The 18,860-nt window shown below is 69.5% G+C and carries 17 protein-coding genes; 7 read left to right on the top strand and 10 right to left on the bottom strand.

Features of this window, described 5'->3' with window-relative positions; translation table 11 throughout:
• The first annotated feature begins 113 nt into the window (after positions 1-113).
• Entirely contained in the window at positions 114-929 is an 816-nt protein-coding gene (locus D7V80_RS32575; RefSeq protein WP_014395349.1) for a lipopolysaccharide assembly protein LapB, read from the top strand.
• Between the two features lie 11 nt (positions 930-940).
• On the top strand, positions 941-2,317 hold the full coding sequence (locus tag D7V80_RS32570; protein WP_120591824.1) for a hemolysin family protein: 1,377 nt from the start codon (positions 941-943) through the stop codon (positions 2,315-2,317).
• Positions 2,318-2,321: 4 nt separating this feature from the next.
• On the opposite strand, the gene D7V80_RS32565 is transcribed toward D7V80_RS32570, so the two are convergent.
• Positions 2,322-3,026, bottom strand: coding sequence for a hypothetical protein (locus D7V80_RS32565; protein WP_120591826.1), 705 nt, complete (start codon positions 3,024-3,026; stop codon positions 2,322-2,324).
• 312 nt (positions 3,027-3,338) lie between these two features.
• On the opposite strand from D7V80_RS32565, the gene smc reads away from it, so the two are divergent.
• Positions 3,339-6,947, top strand: a complete 3,609-nt coding sequence (gene smc, locus D7V80_RS32560; protein ID WP_120591823.1) for a chromosome segregation protein SMC — start codon at positions 3,339-3,341, stop codon at positions 6,945-6,947.
• Between the two features lie 111 nt (positions 6,948-7,058).
• Here smc and D7V80_RS32555 read toward each other — a convergent pair whose 3' ends face one another.
• The 6 genes from D7V80_RS32555 to groES all read right to left on the bottom strand — a co-directional run bounded on the left by D7V80_RS32555 (position 7,059) and on the right by groES (position 12,842).
• Positions 7,059-8,267: a hypothetical protein gene (locus tag D7V80_RS32555; protein ID WP_120591822.1), complete on the bottom strand. Its 1,209-nt coding sequence runs from the start codon at positions 8,265-8,267 to the stop codon at positions 7,059-7,061.
• 47 nt (positions 8,268-8,314) lie between these two features.
• Entirely contained in the window at positions 8,315-9,697 is a 1,383-nt protein-coding gene (locus tag D7V80_RS32550; RefSeq protein ID WP_120591821.1) for a sigma 54-interacting transcriptional regulator, read from the bottom strand.
• Between the two features lie 202 nt (positions 9,698-9,899).
• Positions 9,900-10,328 carry a hypothetical protein gene (locus tag D7V80_RS32545; protein ID WP_120591820.1) on the bottom strand — a complete coding sequence of 143 codons (429 nt, stop codon included), beginning with the start codon at positions 10,326-10,328 and terminating at the stop codon, positions 9,900-9,902.
• A gap of 97 nt (positions 10,329-10,425) precedes the next feature.
• Complete coding sequence (gene grxC, locus D7V80_RS32540) at positions 10,426-10,683, bottom strand: glutaredoxin 3 (RefSeq protein ID WP_120591819.1); 258 nt, start codon at positions 10,681-10,683, stop codon at positions 10,426-10,428.
• 168 nt (positions 10,684-10,851) lie between these two features.
• The gene (gene groL / locus D7V80_RS32535) at positions 10,852-12,504 is read right to left on the bottom strand and encodes a chaperonin GroEL (protein WP_120591818.1); all 1,653 of its coding nucleotides are present in this window, start codon (positions 12,502-12,504) and stop codon (positions 10,852-10,854) included.
• A gap of 47 nt (positions 12,505-12,551) precedes the next feature.
• Positions 12,552-12,842: a co-chaperone GroES gene (gene groES / locus D7V80_RS32530; protein ID WP_014395362.1), complete on the bottom strand. Its 291-nt coding sequence runs from the start codon at positions 12,840-12,842 to the stop codon at positions 12,552-12,554.
• Positions 12,843-13,282: 440 nt separating this feature from the next.
• Here groES and D7V80_RS32525 point away from each other — a divergent pair, with 440 nt between their 5' ends.
• Genes D7V80_RS32525 through D7V80_RS32515 form a run of 3 tightly spaced genes read left to right on the top strand, consistent with a single transcriptional unit; the run spans position 13,283 to position 15,058 of the window.
• A complete protein-coding gene (locus D7V80_RS32525) occupies positions 13,283-13,882 on the top strand; it encodes a hypothetical protein (RefSeq protein ID WP_120591817.1) in 600 nt (199 codons plus the stop codon).
• The gene (locus D7V80_RS32520; RefSeq protein ID WP_120591816.1) at positions 13,872-14,543 is read left to right on the top strand and encodes a hypothetical protein; all 672 of its coding nucleotides are present in this window, start codon (positions 13,872-13,874) and stop codon (positions 14,541-14,543) included. The genes D7V80_RS32525 and D7V80_RS32520 overlap by 11 nt, the downstream gene beginning before the upstream one ends.
• Before the next feature lie 38 nt (positions 14,544-14,581).
• A complete protein-coding gene (locus D7V80_RS32515) occupies positions 14,582-15,058 on the top strand; it encodes an NUDIX hydrolase (protein ID WP_120576018.1) in 477 nt (158 codons plus the stop codon).
• Between the two features lie 10 nt (positions 15,059-15,068).
• On the opposite strand, the gene rpoZ is transcribed toward D7V80_RS32515, so the two are convergent.
• Entirely contained in the window at positions 15,069-15,308 is a 240-nt protein-coding gene (gene rpoZ / locus D7V80_RS32510; RefSeq protein WP_014395366.1) for a DNA-directed RNA polymerase subunit omega, read from the bottom strand.
• A 411-nt stretch (positions 15,309-15,719) separates the two neighbouring features.
• Here rpoZ and D7V80_RS32505 point away from each other — a divergent pair, with 411 nt between their 5' ends.
• Positions 15,720-16,589 (top strand): SDR family oxidoreductase, encoded by an 870-nt coding sequence (locus tag D7V80_RS32505; protein ID WP_199738912.1) that lies wholly within the window; start codon positions 15,720-15,722, stop codon positions 16,587-16,589.
• 16 nt (positions 16,590-16,605) lie between these two features.
• On the opposite strand, the gene D7V80_RS32500 is transcribed toward D7V80_RS32505, so the two are convergent.
• Positions 16,606-16,962: a DoxX family protein gene (locus tag D7V80_RS32500; RefSeq protein WP_120591815.1), complete on the bottom strand. Its 357-nt coding sequence runs from the start codon at positions 16,960-16,962 to the stop codon at positions 16,606-16,608.
• Between the two features lie 57 nt (positions 16,963-17,019).
• On the bottom strand, positions 17,020-18,657 hold the full coding sequence (gene pgm / locus D7V80_RS32495; protein WP_120591814.1) for a phosphoglucomutase (alpha-D-glucose-1,6-bisphosphate-dependent): 1,638 nt from the start codon (positions 18,655-18,657) through the stop codon (positions 17,020-17,022).
• Positions 18,658-18,860 lie beyond the last annotated feature (203 nt).

Below are 18,860 nucleotides of genomic sequence, written 5' to 3'. Positions count from 1 at the left end.
GGGGGTGACAGGCGGAAAGCGACAGCAGGAGCAGCAGGGCGGCGTGGCGCATGGGCAAGGGGAAACTCTACCTTGCACGGGGAAACGCGCGACGCGTAGATTGCCGCGCGCTCATGGCCCGGGAAAAGGACAACATCGCTCTGTCCGACGAGCACAACACCCGCGGCATCGAGCTGGCGGACCGGGGCTGGCTCGACGAGGCCATCAAGGAGTTCAAGAAGGCCATCGACCTGGACCCCACGTCGGCGCACGCGCACGACAACCTGGCCACGGTCTACGCGGAGAAGAAGCAGTTCCGCGAGGCGCTGGGCGAGTACCTCACCGCGCTCAAGCTGGAGCCGGAGAGCGCCACCGCGCACTACAACCTGGCCTGCTTCCTCTCCACCCACGCCAGCGAGATGGCCGTGGAGGAGTACAAGGAAGCCATCGAGCTGGATCCGGAGTACCCGGACGCCCACCTCAACCTGGGGCTCACCTACGCGGACCAGGGGCGGGTGGAGGAGGCGATGCGGGAGCTGCAGTCCGCCATCGAGCTGGACCCGCAGGACGCCTTCCCCCGGCACGAGCTGGCGGCGCTGATGATGGATGAGGGGGACTACCGCTCCTCCATCACCCAGCTGAAGGAAGTGGTGCGGCTGGAGCCGGACAACTTCGAGGCGCAGCTGGACCTGGGCATCTGCTACGCCCAGAAGGGCTTCTACGCGGAAGCGGAGCGCGCCTATGAGCGCGCCCGGGCGCTCAACGCGGAAGACCTCCTGCTCAACTACAACCTGGCGGCGCTGTACGCGCTGTGGGGCCGTCCGAAGGACGCCGTCCAGTACCTGCAGAAGGCGCTGGCGGCGGACCGGCAGAAGGTCCTGGGGTGGCTGTCCGCGGACCCCATGTTCGACGTGCTCAAGGGCGATCCGGACTTCGAAGCCCTCTTCTGAGGGAATCACACATGGAATGGGTTTTCCTGGGGCTGGCGCTGCTGCTGGTCGTCGCGAACGGCTTCTTCGTGGCGACGGAGTTCGCCATCGTGAAGATCCGCGCCACGCGCCTGCAGTCCCTGGTGGACGAGGGCACGCCCGGCGCGGCCACGGCCCTGAAGATGGTGAGCGAGCTGGACGCGTACCTGTCCGCCACGCAGTTCGGCATCACGCTCGCGTCGCTGGGCCTGGGCTGGCTGGGTGAGCCCGCGTTCGAACACCTGCTGCACCCGGTGGTGGAGAAGGTGCTGCCGGAGGCGATGGCGGCGAAGTACGGCTCCACGGCCGCGGGCATCATCGGCTTCAGCATCATCACGTTCCTGCACATCGTGATGGGGGAGCTGGCGCCCAAGAGCGTCGCCATCCAGCGCGCGGAGCAGACGACGCTCGCGGTGGCGCTGCCCATGCGCGCGTTCTACTTCCTCTTCTACCCGGCCATCCGGCTGCTCAACTGGCTGGCGGGGCTGGTGCTCAAGGCCTTTGGCCTGCACTCCGCCAGCGAGACGCACGAGGCCACCAACGAGGACGAGCTGCGCGTCATCCTGCACAGCTCCGCGCAGGCCGGCGCCATCACCACGGCGCGCGCGGAGCTGTTGGAGCGCGCGCTGGAGATGGCGCAGAAGACGGCGCGGCAGGTGATGGTCCCTCGCAACCAGATGCGCTACCTGGACGTGGAGGAGGCGCTGGACCGGAACGTCATCGACGCGCGGGCGTCCGGGCACACGTGGCTGCCGGTGTGCCGGGGCAACCTCGACGAGGTCGAGGGCGTGGTGAACGTGAAGGACCTGTTCTTCCTCCTGTCGCGCGGCGAGCTGCGCAGCCTGTCGCAGGTGCAGCGCCCGGTGCTCTTCATCCCGGAGAACGCGACGCTGGAGCAGCTGTTGGCGGAGTTCCGCCGCCGGCGCCGGCAGATCGCCATGGTGGTGGACGAGCACGGCGGCACGTCCGGGCTCGTCACCATCGCGGACGTGGTGGCGGAGGTGGTGGGTGACGTGGCGGAGCTGGGCCGGCGCGTGGAGGAGGTGCGGGCGCTGCCCGGAGGCCGCTTCGAACTGCCCGGCACCGCGCAGCTGGACGACCTGGAGGCCCAGCTGGACGTCACCTTCGACCTGAGCGACGACGAGAAGGGCGAGGTGACCACCATCGCCGGCTACCTGATGACGAAGCTGGGCCGGGTGCCGGAGACGGGCGACAGCCTCAAGCTCGACATGTGGCGCATCCTCGTGGAGGAGGTGGACGGCCCCCGCGTGGTGCGCGTCACGGTGGAGCCGCAGTCGCGCCCCACGGCGCTGCCCAAGGACGGCAGCCGCCCCGCGGAGCCGCCCGTGCCCTCCGGCGAGACGGGGTGAAGCGCTAGCTCTTGGTGGGCTTCACGGCCTTCTTCTTCGCGCCGCCCTGGATGGCCGCCGGCTTCACCTTGGCGTTGGGGCGGTCCACCTTGAGCAGCTCCAGGTTCGTCTCTCCGTCCGTGGTCAGCTTCAGGATGCCCACGTCCGGCGCGAACCACATGAAGCTCTCCATGGAGCGCCCCTCCGCGCCGGGGCGGCTGGCGCGGGCCGTGGTGATGTTCTTGATCTTCAGCGCCTTGAAGGTCCCCGCCGCGACGGTGATCTCCTCCTCGCCCACCACCGTGGCCTCCTTGTCGAAGGTCGTGGCGATGGTGGGGCGCAGGCCGCCCTTCCTGGCCGGCGGCTGGAGCTTCACCGACAGGCTGTTCTTCCAGGTGCCCCCGGGGACCATCACGGACGGCGCCGGCACGGCCGCGCCCTCCGCGTTCACCACCTGAACGTCCATGCCGGACGCGGACAGGAGCGTGCCCTCCAGGCCGCCCAGGCCCGTGCGGACACCTTCGGAATCGCAGGTCAGGTCCGTCTGGCCGCTGCGCCCCTTGAGGCTCACCGCCAGCGTGGCCTTCACCGTTCCGTCCGGGTTGGGCGCCACGTCCTTCGTCGCCAGCACCAGCTCCGAGGAGCGGCCCGCCCGGTAGGTCAGCGACAGGCCTTCCTCCATGGGGAACCAGGGGTTCGGACAGGGGGCCGGCGCCGCCGCCGCGACCATGTCAGACCGGGGTGCTACCTGGGACGTCGGGGACGCGCCCACGAGGAGCGACATGGCAAGCAAGGGCTGAAACGTAGGACGCCTCCAGAAAGATCAAGAGGAAGGTAGGGTGGGCCGGCTGCTTTGCAAGGGTGACGCAAGCTCGCTCACCTACCGGCCTGTAGCACTAGACATAGGGTCATGCGTGGCATGGTCACGCTTGATCCGCGGTGGGGTGCGTTGGTACTCCTGCCGAACGCTGCGGAGCCGATTTTCCGGCCTCGCGCGCGTTTTCACCCCGTCTCGCGACGGCCTGTTGGGAGAACCGCTGGCATGCGAATCAAGCGCCTGGACATCACCGGCTTCAAGTCGTTCATGGAGCGGAGCGTCTTCTCCTTCGACGAGGGCGTCACGGGCGTCGTCGGCCCCAATGGGTGTGGCAAATCCAACGTCGTGGACGCCATCCGCTGGGTGATGGGCGAGCAGAGCGCGAAGAACCTGCGCGGCCGCGGCATGGAAGACGTCATCTTCAACGGCTCGGAGAACAAGCCGCCCCTGTCCATGGCGGAGGTGTCGCTCACCTTCCTCGTGGACGACACGGACACGCTGGCGCCGCAGTACCAGGGCTTCAGTGAGATCACCGTGACGCGGCGCCTGTTCCGCAACGGCGACTCCGAGTACCTCATCAACAAGACCCTCTGCCGCCTGCTGGACATCACCGAGCTGTTCCTCGGCACGGGCGTGGGCACCAAGGCCTACTCCATCATCGAGCAGGGCCGCGTGGGCCTCATCGTCTCCAGCAAGCCGGAGGACCGCCGGCACCTCCTGGAGGAGGCCGCGGGCGTCACCAAGTACAAGGCCCGCCGCAAGGCCGCCGAGCGCAAGATGGAGGCCACCGAGGCCAACCTCCTGCGCGTCAACGACATCACCGGCGAGCTGGAGAAGCGGCTCGACACGCTGTCGCGCCAGGCGAAGAAGGCGGAGAAGTACCGCAAGCTCAAGGCGCGCATGCGGGAGATTGATCTGCACTCCACCAGCCACCGCTCGCTGGAGCTGATGGCGGAGAAGCGCGTGCTCCAGTCTCGCCTGGAGAACCTGGGCGGCGAGGAGCGCGAGGGCCTGGACAAGGTGAAGGAGCTGGAGGAGGTCATCACCCGGCGCCGCGCGGAGCTGGACGCGGAAGGGGCGGCCCTCCAGCAGTACGCCGGTGAGGTGCACGCGCTGGAGAGCGCCCTGCAGCGCGAGGCGCAGGAGCTGTCCTACGGCCGGCGCGACTTCGAGGAGACGGGCACGCGCGTGGCGTCCGCGCAGGCGGAGCTGGACGCGCTGCTCGCGCGGCAGGCCGAGGTCGTGCAGACCATGACGGCCCGCGAGGCGGAGCTGTCGGGCATCGCCGGCTCGTACAAGGAAGACGAAGTGGCCATGGCGGTGGCCCTGGAGGAGCAGCGCCGCGTCTCCGTGCTCCAGACGGAGATCTCCCTGCGCCTGGAGCAGGAGCGGGCGGGGCTGGTCGCCGTGGCCACGCGCCTGGCGAACCACGAGAGCAACCTGGTCAACCTCGCGCGCCAGCGCACGGACCTGGAGGCGCGCCGCGCGAAGCTGGGTGGTGAGCTGGAGGCCCTGCGCGTCCAGGAGCAGGAGCTGGACGCCGTGCGCACCCAGGCGGCGAAGCACGTGGAGGACACGCGCCACCTGGCCTCCGAGCTGGCCGAGCGCCGGGGCCAGGAGGAGGAGGCCCTCACCCGCACGCGCGAGGCCTTCACGGAGAACGAGGTCCAGGTCATCGCGCTGCGCGAGGAGCTGAGCGACAAGCGCAGCCGCCTGTCCTCCCTGGAGGACATCCAGAAGAACTACGACGGCTTCGACCGGGGCGTGCGCGCCGTCATGGTGCGCGCCGCGGAGGCCGCCCGCGAGCAGGGCATCTTCGGCCTGGTGGCGGACGTCCTCACGGTCACCAACGCGCGCTACGAGCGCGCGGTGGAGGCCGCCCTGGGTGAGCGGCTCCAGCACGTCATCGTGGACAGCCGCGAGAAGGGCGTGGAGCTGGTGGAGTACCTGAAGGGCCACGCCGAAGGGCGCGGCACCTTCCTGCCGCTGCCCTCCGGCGAGCAGGCCCGGGCCTACGTGGAGCCGGACCTCTCGCGCCCGGGGGTGCTGGCGCACGCGCTGAAGGAAGTGTCCTGCGAGCCCGCGCTGGAGCCGGTGCTCAAGCTGCTCCTGGGCGACGTGGTCATCGTCCAGGACCTGGTCGCCGCGCGCGAGTACGCGGAGGCCACCCCCGTACCCGTCACGCTCGTCACGCTGGACGGCGAGGTGTTCCGCGCGGACGGCTCCATCACCGGCGGCGAGCGTGAAGGCGCGGCCGTGGGCGCGCTCCAGAAGAAGCGCGAGATCGCGGAGCTGGCGGCCGAAGTGGCCCGGGTGGAGGAGCGCTACAACGAGATCCTGACCCGCCACTACACGCTCCAGAAGCAGATGGGGCAGGCGGAGGCCGTCCTCAAGGGCCTGGGCAAGGAGCAGCACGCGGAGGAGGTCAACCTGGCCAGCCAGGAGAAGGACCTCCACAAGGCGAGCGAGGACCTGGCCCGGGTGCGCGAGCGGCTGCGCTCGCTGGAGGGCGAGGAGGGCCAGCTGTCGCAGAGCCACACCGCGCTCGCCAACGAGGAAGAGTCCAGCCGCGGCGAGGTGGCCCACGGCCAGGCGGACCGCGAGGCGCGCGAGGAGCGCGTGCGCCAGTACGCGGGCGAGCTGGAAGGCCTGCGCCAGCGCGCGGACACGGCGTCCTCGGACCTGATGGGCCTGCGCGTGAAGGTGGCCGCCGGCAGCGAGCGCGGCGAGTCCGCGCGCAAGGAGCTGGAGAGCCTGGTGGCGCAGCGCCGGGACATGGAGGCGCGCGTCAGCCGCCTGCAGGCCACGGTGACGGAGGGCCGCGCCAAGGTGGAGACGCTGCAGGGCCGGCTCGCGGAGCTGGAGTCCACCAAGGAGCAGCGGGCGGAGGAGCACCGCGTGGCCGCGGAGGCCCTGGAGGCCCGCCGCACCGCGCACACCACCGCCACCGCCGAGGTGCGCGAGCAGGACACCGCCTTCCGCGAGCTGCGCGGCCGGCTGGATGAGCTCATGCAGGGCCTGTCGCAGATCACCCTGCGCGAGAAGGAGATTGGCCTGGAGCTGGAGCACCTGGCCGCCGGCATCCGCGAGCGCTACCAGCTGGAGCTGTCCGCGGAGCTGCACAACTACCACCTGCTGGCGCCGCTCTCGCCGGAAGTGGAGAGCGAGCTCAAGGACCTGCGCGCGCAGGTGGAGAAGATGGGGGAGATCAACCTCACCGCCATCGACGAGCACGCGGAGCTGTCCAAGCGCTTCGAGTTCCTCTCCGCCCAGCGTCAGGACCTCCAGGCGTCCATCAGCCAGCTGAAGGAAGCCATCGTCCGCATCGACGCGACGAGCCGCGAGCGCTTCAAGCAGACCTTCGACGTGGTGAACGACAAGTTCCAGGCCATCTTCCCGCGCCTGTTCGGCGGTGGCCGCGCCAGCCTCATCCTCACGCAGGAGGGCCCCAACGGTGAGCCGGGCGTGGAAATCGTGGCCCAGCCGCCGGGCAAGAAGCTCCAGAGCGTCAACCTGCTCTCCGGTGGCGAGAAGGCCCTCACCGCCGTGGCGCTCATCTTCGGCATCTTCCTCATCAAGCCCACCCCCTTCTGCCTCCTGGACGAGGTCGACGCCCCGCTGGATGAGGGCAACGTGGGCCGCTACAACGACATGGTGAAGGAGATGAGCCGCCAGTCGCAGTTCATCCTCATCACCCACAACAAGCGCACCATGGAAATCGCCGACACGCTCTACGGCGTCACCATGGAGGAGCCCGGCATCTCCAAGCTCGTCAGCGTGAAGATGCGCGAGGCCTCCGCGCACAACGACGACAAGGTCCCCGCCGCGTCGTAAGGCCGGCGGCAGGGCAGGGCCCTTCGGGGCCCCAACGCCGAAAAGAAGACGGGCGCCCCGGGATGTTCCCCGGAGCGCCCGTTGTCATTTCAGCGGCTCGACGTCGAAGGACTACTTCTTCTTCGCCGGCGAGTAGCTCTTCTTCGGGCAGGCGCCCTGGTCCGCGGCCAGACGCTGCTGGGCGGCGGAGAGGTCCTTCTGGGTGTTGGCGAGGGCCTCCTGGCTGGCGGTCTCCACCGGGGCCCAGTCTTCCTTCTGGGCCTTGAGCTGCTGCACCAGCGTCAGGGTCGTCTGGTCCACCGTCTCCTGCGCCTTGAGCGCGTCCACCCACTTGGTGGCCGAGTCCACCAGCGCCTGGCACTTGGAGGACAGCTCGTCGAAGAGCTTGTAGTCCTTCGTCTTGGTGTACTTCTGCACGACGGCGTCATACGTGTCCGCCGCGTTGGTGCGCGCGCCGAAGGCGATGGCGGACGCGGCGGCCGTCTGGGTGCGCGCCAGCTCCAGCTGGAAGAAGCGCAGCTCCGGCGGCATGCTCGCGGAGGCCTCCACCGGGGCCTGCGAGTTGAAGAACACGAAGCGGAACGGGAACTTCAGCTCGCCCGACGTCGTCGCCGGCATGGCGGCGATCTTCGCCTGCATGCAGGACGCCAGCTGGTCGCCTTCCGTGCTGCCGGAGGGCTTGAAGACGACCTCCGTCGGGGTGGGCTGACCCTTCACGATGTGGATGTCCGCGCTCAGCACCGGCGGCGTGGACGCCTTGAAGCCGGCGTAGCAGTCGCACCAGCCCTTCTGCGCCAGGCGCACCGTGCCGGAGAAGTCCGAGCCCTCGTTGATGCCCATGGTGACGGAGGGGTTGTTGGCGGTGGCGTGGTCGTACTCGTACGAGGCCTCCACCGGCTTCGCGTCCGCCGCCAGCGCCGCGGGCTTCACGTGCGTGTCCAGCACCTGCTGGATGCAGGCCGTGCCGGCCGGGGTGAGGTTCTCACCGGAGACGGCGTGCGTGGCGCCCTGGGCGTTGACGGTGGACTTCACCATCACCTTGGTGCTGGCCGCCGGGCCGCGGTTGGCCGGATCCACCAGGCACTCCAGCACGTCCGGGCGGACGCTCAGGAGCGCGCCCACGAGGACACCCTCGTTGGCGGGGGAGGGCAGGGTCTGCTCGTGCGGGAAGCAGGTCGCCAGGTCGAACGGAGGCTGGTTGGTGATGCGCAGCCGCTCTTCCTTGGTCATCTGCTTCTGACCTTCGGCGGCGTCGGTCTTCTGCTGGCCCGCACAGGCGGCGGTGAGGATGACGGAGGCGACGGCGAGACGCTTCAGCATGGTGAGGCTTTCTCCCGGTTGGGGTGGTGGGGACTGCGGTCGGGCGCTCACTTCTCCAGGCCCTCGGCGTTCTTGAGGTCCTTGAGGCGGAGCCCGTTCTTCTTCAACAGGCGGTAGAGGCTCTGCATGGACAGACCGGTGCGCTGCTCCGCGGCCTTCATGTCGAAGGCCACCTCGCGCATGACTTCCGCGAAGTACAGCCGCTCGAAGTCCGCGAGCACCCGGTCCTTTGCTTCGTGGTACGGCATGCCGGTGACGATGGCGGCCACGTTGGTGGCGGGCTCCGTGCCTTCCGTGCGCTTGGGCGCGTGCGCCAGGAAGTCCAGCCAGCTGGTGTTGCCCGTCTCCTGCATCAGCGCGCCGCGCTCCAGCACGTTGCGCAGCTCGCGCACGTTGCCCGGCCAGTCGTAGCCCTCGAAGAGGGCCAGCGTCTGCGGCGTCAATTCCAGCGCGGCCTTCATGCCGCGCGACAGGGCCTGCGACAGCGTGGGGATGTCGTCGCGGCGGGTGCGCAGGGGCGGCAGCTTCACGCGCGCCACCGCGAGCCGGAAGTAGAGGTCCGCCCGGAAGCGGCCCTGGCGCACGTCCTCCTCCAGGTTGCGGTGCGTGGAGGCGATGACGCGCACGTCCACCGCCACCGGCTGCCCGTCCAGGGACGGCACCTCGCGCGTCTCCAGCACGCGCAAGAGCTTGCCCTGCACGGACAGGGGCAATTCGCCCACCTCGTCCAGGAAGAGGGTGCCGCCGCGCGCCGCCTCGAAGATGCCGCGCGCGCCCTTGTCCTCGTTCTCCCCGGCGCGCAAGCCCCCAAACAGCTCGCGCTCCGCCTTCTCCTCGGAGATGAGGTTGCAGTCCACGACCTTGAAGGCGCCGTGGCGGCGCAGCGAGTACTGATGCACCGCCCGCGCGGCCAGCTCCTTGCCCGTGCCCGTCTCACCCTCGACGAGCAGGTTCATGTCCTCACGCGCGATGCGGCGCAATTCCGTGAAGACCCAGCGCATCTTCTCCGAGCTGCCCACCAGCTGCCCGAAGGACTCCGCGCCGGCGACCTCCACCTCCGTCGCGCGCGCGGCCACCTTCACCGCGAGCTTCGTCTTGCCCAGCTCCACCTTGTCGCCGCTGGTGACGAAGGCCTGGAGGATGCGGCGCCCGTCGAGGAACGTGCCGTTGCGGCTGCCGGTGTCGCGCAGCAGGAGCCCCTGGGGCAGCCGCTCCACCTCCAGGTGACGGCGGCTCACCGTCGGGTCGCTCAGCACCAGGTCGCCCGCGGCGTCGGAACCCACGCGCACCAGCGAGTCCTGGGTGGTGACCTTCTTGCCCTTGTCCGGACCGCCCACCACTTCGACCGTCCACTCATGAAGGGGAACGCGGGTGGCCTGGGCCTCGCGCTCCGCGTGGACGGTTTCGGTGACATCCGGTCTGTCAATCATGGTCACGAACCCCTGGTCGCAACGGGGCGTGGGGGGCAAAAACACCCCTTGTCGCCCTGAATCCCGCCTCTTTAGGGGGGACTGCACACAGGGGGCAAGCGGAACAAGTAGACGCGGAAACGTCCGTTGAAGATGAAGACAGAAGGGGCCCGGCCGCCCCAACCGGGGACGTCGGGCCTGCCTTCCGGATTTCCCCCGCGCCTCAGTACTTCGCGGGTGCGTCGCTCGCGGGGAACGACTCCTTGGACTGCTCGTCCACCTCGTCGTCGCCGGGGCTTCCACCGGAGCGCACGCTCGCGTTGGTGGGGCCCTTCACCTCGCGCGTCGGCACCTCCGCGTTCGCCCTGCTGCGCTTCGCGCCCTTGGACTCCGCGCCCGAGGCGGCCGCACGGCCCGTGCCGGCCTGCGCGTTCACCATGCGCGCGCCCAGCAGGTTCTTGGCGCGCTCGGCCAGGTTGCGCTGCTCGTCCTGCCAGTCGCGGAAGAGCTGCGCCAGCTCCTGATCTCCCGCGGCCTCTGCGTCGCGGAGGTACTGCTCGCTCACCGACGCGCCCTTGAGCAGGTGGTAGAGCGTGCTGATGAGGTCGTGGTGTTCATCCCGGGTCCCCGTGACTTCCTGTCCGCCCGCCATGGTGTTCCTCCCGTGAAAGGGGTGAATGCCTTGACGGAGAAGGTAGGCACGGGCGACGCGGGTGGCGTCCGGGCACGGGGCCCGGCCGCCTGGCTGCTCAAGCCTGGAGCATGGGGTCCAGCTTGCCCTCGCGGTCGAGCGCGGCCATGTCGGAGTAGCCGCCCACGTGCGTGTCACCGATGAAGATCTGCGGCACGGTGCGCTGACCGCCGCTCATTTCCACCAGCTTCGTGCGGGCGTCGTCGTCCCCGGTGACGTCCACCTCTTCGTAGGCCACGCCCTTGCGCTTGAGCAGGTCCTTCGCGCGAACGCAAAAGCCACAGTAGGTCGTCGTGTAGATCTTCACGGGCTTCATGGATTTCCTCCGGGTCTCTTGATGCCAAACCTAAGGGGCCGTTGCGCGCGTGGCCACGGACTTCCCGCGCGCCTGGTCCCTTGAAACACGACGGCCCCCGGCAAACCCTGGTGGGCGCCGGAGGCCGTCAAATCCCGTCCCCTGATGCGGCGGGGAAGGGTGGGGCGACTACATGCCCATGCCGCCCATACCGCCCATGCCACCCATGCCACCCATGCCACCGCCGGCGGCGCCCTTGTCGTCGTCCGCCTTCGGGCGCTCGGCGACCATGGCCTCCGTGGTGAGCATCAGCGAGGCGACCGACGCCGCGTTCTGCAGCGCGGTGCGGCTCACCTTGGCCGGGTCGATGACGCCCGCGGCCAGCAGGTCCTCGTAGGTGCCCGTGGCGGCGTTGAAGCCGAAGGCGCCCGTGCCCTCCTTGACCTTGTTCACCACCACGCTGCCCTCCAGGCCGCCGTTGCCGACGATCTGACGCAGCGGCTCCTCGACGGAGCGACGGATGATGTCCACGCCGGACTTCTCACCGTCGGCGACCTTCAGGGTCTCCAGGGCCTTGAGGCAGCGGATGTAGGCCACGCCGCCGCCAGGGACGACGCCCTCTTCCACGGCCGCGCGGGTCGCGTTGAGCGCGTCCTCCACGCGGGCCTTCTTCTCCTTCATCTCCGTCTCGGTCGCGGCGCCCACGTTGATGACGGCCACGCCGCCCACGAGCTTCGCGAGGCGCTCCTGGAGCTTCTCACGGTCGTAGTCGCTGGAGGTCTCCTCCACCTGGGCGCGGATCTGCTTCACGCGCGCCTCGATCTCCGACTGGCTGCCCGCGCCGTCGACGACCGTGGTGTTGTCCTTGTCGATGGTGACGCGCTTCGCGCGGCCCAGGTCCTGGAGCGTCAGCGTGTCCAGCTTGATGCCCAGGTCCTCGGCGATCATCCGGCCGCCGGTGAGGACCGCGATGTCCTCCAGCATGGCCTTGCGGCGGTCGCCGAAGCCCGGCGCCTTCACCGCCGCCACGTTCAGCACGCCGCGGATCTTGTTCACCACCAGGGTGGCCAGGGCCTCGCCCTCGACCTCCTCGGCGATGATCAGCAGGGGCTTACCGGCGCGCGCCACCTGCTCCAGGATGGGGAGCAGGTCCTTCATCGACGAGATCTTCTTCTCGTGGATGAGGATGAGGGCGTCGTTCAGCACGACCTCCATGCGCTCCGGATCCGTCACGAAGTACGGGGACAGGTAGCCGCGGTCGAACTGCATGCCCTCGACGACGTCCAGGGTGGTGTCCAGGCCCTTGGCCTCTTCCACCGTGATGACGCCCTCCTTGCCGACCTTCTCCATCGCGTCCGCGATGATCTGGCCGATGGTGGTGTCACCGTTCGCGGAGATGGTGCCAACCTGGGCGATCTCCTTGTTGCCCTTGGTCGGCTTCGCCAGCGTCTTCAGCTCGGCGGTGATGGCGGCGACGGCCTTGTCGATGCCGCGCTTGATGTCCATCGGGTTGTGGCCCGCGGCGACCAGCTTCGCGCCCTCGCGGAAGATGGCCTGCGCCAGCACGGTGGCCGTGGTGGTGCCGTCACCCGCGACGTCAGACGTCTTGGAGGCGACCTCCTTGACCATCTGGGCGCCCATGTTCTCGAACTTGTTCTCCAGTTCGATTTCCTTCGCCACCGTCACGCCGTCCTTCGTGATGGTGGGGGAGCCGAAGCTCTTCTCGATGACGACGTTGCGGCCCTTGGGCCCCAGGGTCACCTTGACCGCGTCGGCCAGGATGTTCACGCCGCGCAGGATGGCGTCACGCGCGCGCACTTCGAAAATGATGTCCTTCGCCATGGTCTGAATCCTCTAGAAGTTGGGAGTGGGAAGACGAACGGCGGGCTTCACTTCTCGATGATGCCCAGCACGTCCTCTTCGCGGAGGATGAGGTGATCCTCGCCGTCCAGCTTGATCTCCGTGCCCGCGTACTTGGAGAAGAGGATGGTGTCGCCGGCCTTGATGTCCATGGCGCGCACCTTGCCGTCCTCCAGCACCTTGCCGTTGCCGACGGCGATCACCTTGCCCTCGAGCGGCTTCTCCTTCGCCGTGTCGGGGATGAAGAGGCCGCCCTTGGTCTTGTTCTCCTCGGCGACGCGCTTGATGATGAGCCGATCCTGCAGGGGACGAATCTTCATGGCTTGCTCCTGTGAATCGCGGCGGCCGGAGGCGGACGGAAGGTCCGGACCGGGATGCCGCAGGGGTGATTGAAAAGGTCCTGTGGGCCCCGGCGTTGGCACTCGCACCCGCTGAGTGCTAACGCCCAGGCGCGGCGGATAATAACCAGGGACTTCACCTCGTCAAGCGACGTCGGGCCATCTGTCCGGATGCCGCTAAAGGCCCGTCCTGATTGGGCTTTTCCGAAAAAGATTCCCGCTGGTCACACCTGCCCGCCAGGCCGTGCCGGGTGTCCGGACGTTGGCACTCGCCCCGGATGAGTGCCAACGTAAGTGCTTGATAAGACTCAAGTGCCTTTTGCCGACGCCGTGCGACGTGGCTACGCTTATCGGAAGCGTGTCCTGGAAGGTCCGGGCGCTGGCCCGGGGGCCTTCCAGGCTTCATCCGGGAGGTGTGCTCGATGAGCGGACTGGTGACGTCCTCTTCCTCGCTGAAGGAGTTCTTCCGGGAGCTCCTCTTGGAGGTCGCGGCCCGGCAGCGGGTGGCGCTGGGCGAGTCCACCGAGTTCTATCTGGTGAACCTGCTGGCGGAGTTCGCGGCCACGGACAAGCTGTTCAGCCGTGACGCGGAGGGCCGGCGGGATCACGAACCGCTGGCGGAGCTGTACCACCGCTCGCTGCAGCAGGAGCGCGAGGAGCGCATCCGCACGCTGCGGCGGCTGGGCGACGTGTCCCTCTACAAGGTCGGCTTCTTCTCCGGCGCGCTGCAGCAGGGGATGGTGGGCCCGGACTACTACATCCAGATGGGCGGCGCGGCCTACGGGCAGGTGGCGGAGCTGGTGCCCGCGGGCGGCTTCACCGGCGTGTACCGCGAGCTGTGCGACAAGTTCCGCTCGCTCGTGGAGGTGCTGGAGGAGATCAGCGCGCGCGGCCTGGTGAGCGCGGGGCCCGCGGGCGCGCTGCGCGTCTACGAGTCCTGGGTGCGCACGGGCAACGACAAGCTGGAGCGCGTGCTGGTGGACGCGGGGTGGATCCCGCGCAAGGGGCCGCTTGCCAACTGACGCCGGGGACTTCCCGCTCGTGGGGCGCCTCCAGGCCCACCTGGAGGCCATCTACGGCTTCCGGTGCGAGGCCCGCGCCGAGGCCTTCGTGGTGGTGGACGCGGAGGTCGCCGCGCTCCTGGGCGGCACCGGGCGCGCGCCGGAGGAGCTGCTCGTCATGGAGGCCCGGGGCGGCCTGGAGGTGGCGCTCTACCTGGACCCCGGCCTGCGCGAGCGGATGGAACGCTACGCGGGCAGCCCCCTGGGCTCCGTGCTGGAGGGCGACCTGGACGGCTACTGCCAGGTGACCGAAGGCGTCAGCCACTTCCTCTACGTCGCGCACACGGCGCACTACGAGCGCACGGTGTCGCTGCTGGAGCTGGAGGCCCAGGCGGAGGTGGACAAGTTCGTCGTGTGTCTCATGCACCGCTGGGGCGAAGGCGTGGCCGGGTGGGCGCGGGAGCTGTTGGGGCGCCTCTTCGACCGCGTGGCCTACCAGCCCCAGCTGTCCGTGGAGGAGCGCTGGCGCTACGAGGAGGCGAACCGGCTGTCCCGGCGCTTCTGCGCGCGGCTCATGGGGCATGTCCTGAGCCGGCGGTTGGACCGGCTCCTCGGCGACCTGCGTTATGCCTACCGGCTGGGGGCGGAGGCCAAGCTGCGCCACTTCGCGCACGGCGGTTGAGGGTCCCGGCCGCCGCCTGCATCGGGTAGGGTGGAGGCATGCCGCGCGAGGCGTCCTCAGGAGGCATCGTCATCCGCTTCCAGGACGGGGCCTGGGAGGTCGCCGTCATCCGTCCGCACGGGCGTCACCTCTGGGCGCTGCCCAAGGGCCACGTGGACCCTGGCGAGACGCCGGAGCAGACCGCGCGGCGCGAGGTGAAGGAGGAGACGGGCCTCACCGCCGTGGCGCTGCTCGCGCCCCTGGGGGAGATCCGCTACGTCTACCAGTTCCGGGGGCAGCGCATCTTCAAGCGCGTCCACTTCTTCCTCTTCCGCTACGAGGCGGGGGAATTGGGGCCGCTGCCAGGGCCGCGCGTGGAGGTGGACGAGGTGCGCTGGATGCCGCTCGAGGGGCTGATTCCGGCGCTGGGCTACAAGGGTGAGAAGGCCGTCGCCGGCCGGGCGCTGCGGTGGATGCGCGCCCAGGGCCTGGCGCCCGGCGCTCCTCCCCCCATGGAGGGGAAGGAGCCGGGGTAGAGCGGGAAGGCTACTTCTTGGCTTCTTCGCCCACGTACTTGCCGGACAGCGCCTCGCGCACGTCGCGGTCGAACTTCACGCGCTGGGTGGCGACCTCGCGCAGGGCGAGCACGGGCGGCTTGTTCTTCGAGGTCTCGATGATGGGCCGGGCGCCGGCCATCAGCTGGCGCGCGCGCTTGGCGCCCAGGAGCACCAGCGCGAACCGGTTGTCCACGTAGGGAAGGCAGTCTTCAACGGTAACGCGAGCCATGGAACATCCTTCTTGGCTCTGACTTGAGCCGATGGAAGCCTCTGAACCTAAAGAGCGGGTTCGGATCAGTCAAGGAAGGATGGCGGGCCGGATGCTCCACCGGGCGACCAGCCGGGCACCGCCTCCCCGCCCGTCCTCCACCCTCCGCCGTGTGCTCGGCAGCCGACCCTCCCACACGCGAGGTGTTGGCTGCCGCACGCTCCATTCTCAACTTCCGGAATTTGAGACCGAAGGCCTCAACGGATCAAAAGGGGCGCGTTTCTACGCGTAGGGAATGGGACGCCATGGTGGGTCCGAATCACCCCGTCGCCGGCCGGTTTCCGGGGTGGCGGGTCGCGGGAGGAGGTTCCTCATGAGCGCAGGAGCGTCGTCTGGCGCCGGCCGTGGTCGGCGGGTGACGGAGGGCTGGCCGTGGTGAGTGGGCCGGTGCTCGTCACGGGGCCCACGGGCAACGTGGGGCGTGCGGTGGTGCGCGCGCTTCTGTCCGAAGGGGTGGCGGTGCGCGCGGCGGTGAAGTCGCCGGAGCACACGGTGTCGCTGCTCAAGGAGATGGACGGGGACGTGATGCCCATGCCGCTGGACTTCCTGCGGCCGGAGACGTTCCTCCCCGCGCTGGAGGGCGTGCGGGGCGTGTTCTTGATGCATCCGCCGGCCATCGCCCACGCGGAAGGGACGCTCACCGCGTTCATCGACGCGGCCGCCACGCAGGGGGTGAAGCAGGTGGTGTTCCTGTCCATGGCGGGCGCGGAGACGCGCGCGTGGGCGCCATACCACGCGGTGGAGACGCACCTGATGCGCTCCAACGTCGGGTGGACGCTGCTGCGCCCGGCGTTCTTCGCGCAGAACCTGGGGGACGCGTACCGCGAGGACATCCGCCAGGACGGCCGGCTCTACATGCCCGCGGGCCACGGCAAGGTGGCCTTCGTGGACGTGCGCGACGTGGGCGAGGTGGCGGCGCGGGCGCTGTTGGACACGTCGCTGCGCAACCGCGCCTTCACGCTCACCGGGCTGGAGGCGGTGACGTTCGAGGAGGTCGCGTCCGTGCTGTCGGAGGTGCTGGGCCGGCCCATCCGCTACGTGCCCGCGTCCGTGCCCGGCTACGTGCGCCACCTGCACCAGCGCCAGCTGTCATGGGGCCAGCTGGGCATGCAGACGCTGATACACGTGGGGCTTCGCTTCGGGAAGGCGGAGCAGGTGGATCCCACGCTCACCAACCTGCTGGGCCGTCCCACGCGCACGGTGCGCCAGTACATCGAGGACCACGCGCCGCTCTGGCGTTGACGAGGCTCCGGCGTGCTCAGGCGTACCAGAGCGCCCACGCGATGAGCACGACCTGGAGCGGCAGCCGCGCCCAGAGCAGGGACCGGGGAATCTTCCGGAACTGCTCCGGGTGTTGGGCCATGTAGAGGTTCGCGGGGAACACCGCCACGAACAGCGCGACCAACCCCCAGGCCGCGAGCCGCGTGGTGGCGGGCACCAGCAGGAAGATGCCCAGCAGCACCTCCGCCACGCCGCTCAGCAGCACCAGCTCCCGGGGCCGGGGCAGGTACGGCGGCATGATGCGCATGTACATGCGGGGCTTGAGGAAGTGGTTCACCCCCGCGGCGACCATGAACAGCGCGAGCACGTACTGCAGGATGGTTTTCACTTCCATGGGCGGCGGGGCTCCTCGCGCGGCATCGAAGCCCGCGCGAGGCGCCTGAGTCCACGCCTACTTTCCGGCGAACGCCTCCGCGACGATGGCGCGCGCCTCCTGGACGATGGCGTCCAGGTGCGCCTGGTCGCGGAAGCTCTCCGCGTAGATCTTGTACACGTCCTCCGTGCCGGACGGACGCGCGGCGAACCAGCCGTTCTCCGCCGTCACCTTGAGCCCGCCCAGCTCCGCGTTGTTGCCGGGCGCGCGCGTGAGGCGCTGGAGGATGGGCTCGCCCGCGAGCGACGTGGCCTTCACCGCCTCTGGCGACAGCTTCTTCAGCGCGGCCTTCTGCGCGGACGTGGCCGGCTGGTCGATGCGCGTGTACAGCGGCGCGCCGAACTTCTTCGTCAGCTCCTGGTAGTGCTCGCCGGGGTCCTTGCCGGTGCGCGCCAGGATCTCCGCCGCGAGCAGGTCCAGGATGATGCCGTCCTTGTCCGTGGTCCACACGGTGCCGTCCTTGCGCAGGAAGGACGCGCCCGCGCTCTCCTCGCCGCCGAAGCCCAGCGATCCGTCCAGCAGCCCGTCCACGAACCACTTGAAGCCCACCGGCACCTCCACCACGCGGCGGCCCAGGTCCTTGCCCACGCGGTCGATGAGGCTGCTGCTCACCAGCGTCTTGCCCACCGCCGCGTCCGCCTTCCAGCCCGGGCGGTTGCGGAAGAGGTAGTTGATGGCGACCGCGAGGTAGTGGTTCGGGTTCATCAACCCCATGCTGCGGGTGACGATGCCGTGGCGGTCGGAGTCCGTGTCGTTGCCGAACGCGAGCGCGTACTGGTCCTTGAGCTTCACCAGGTTCGCCATCGCGTACGGCGACGAGCAGTCCATGCGGATCTTCCCGTCATGGTCCGCGGGCATGAAGCCGAAGGTGGGGTCCACGGTGGGGTTCACCACCGTGAGGTCCAGGCCGTACTTCTCCGCGAGCGGCGCCCAGTACGCGAGGTTGGAGCCGCCCAGCGGATCCGCGCCCAGCTTCAGCTTCGCGCCCCGGATGACGTCCAGGTCCACCACGTTCGCCAGGTCCGCCACGTACGGGGTGATGAAGTCGTACGCCTTCACCGTGGCGCTCGCGCGCGCCTTCTCGTAGGGGACGCGCTGCACGCCCTTGTTGCCCGCGGCCATCAGCTCGTTGGCGCGCTTCTCCACCCGCGACGTGACGTTCGTGTCGGCGGGGCCGCCGTTGGGCGGGTTGTACTTGATGCCGCCATCCTCCGGCGGGTTGTGGGACGGGGTGATGACGATGCCGTCCGCGAGCCCGCGCGTGCGGCCCCGGTTGTACGTGAGGATGGCGTGGGAGATGACCGGCGTGGGCGTGGCGCCGTCCGTGTAGCGGACCTCCACGCCGTGGGCGGCCAGCACCTCCAGCGTGGTGCGCTGGGCGGGCTCGGAGAGGGCGTGCGTGTCCATGCCCAGGAAGAGCGGGCCGTCATAGCCCTGCTGCTTGCGGTACTCGCACAAGGCCTGCGCTACCGCGAGGATGTGCGCTTCGTTGAAGCTCCGGCGCGCGGCGCTTCCCCGGTGACCGGAGGTGCCGAAGGCCACGCGCTGCTCGGCCACGGACGCGTCGGGCGTGTCGTCGTAGTACTGCGCGCGCAGCTTCTCGGGGTTGATCAGCAGGTCGCGCGAAAGGGGCTTTCCAGCGGAAGGGTGGGCCATGACGGGGCCACCCTAGCCGCGCGCGCCTTCAGAGGGGAGCCGAAGTCTCAGGCCCCTGTCGCGCGCCGCACCGCGCTGACGCGCTCCGTCCAGTAGCGGGCGGGGCGCGGGCTGCCGGGACGGGGCGCGTGTCCGGAAGCCGTCAGCGCGCCACGGCGACGGAGGCCGCGGGCGGGGCGGCTTCGGGCGCGGGGGGCTCGTCC

The organism is Corallococcus sp. CA054B, assembly GCF_003611625.1.
Taxonomy (GTDB): Bacteria; Myxococcota; Myxococcia; order Myxococcales; family Myxococcaceae; genus Corallococcus; species Corallococcus coralloides.
The sequence above is the reverse complement of the archived record's forward strand: the minus strand, read 5'-3'. Positions and strand labels throughout refer to the sequence as shown.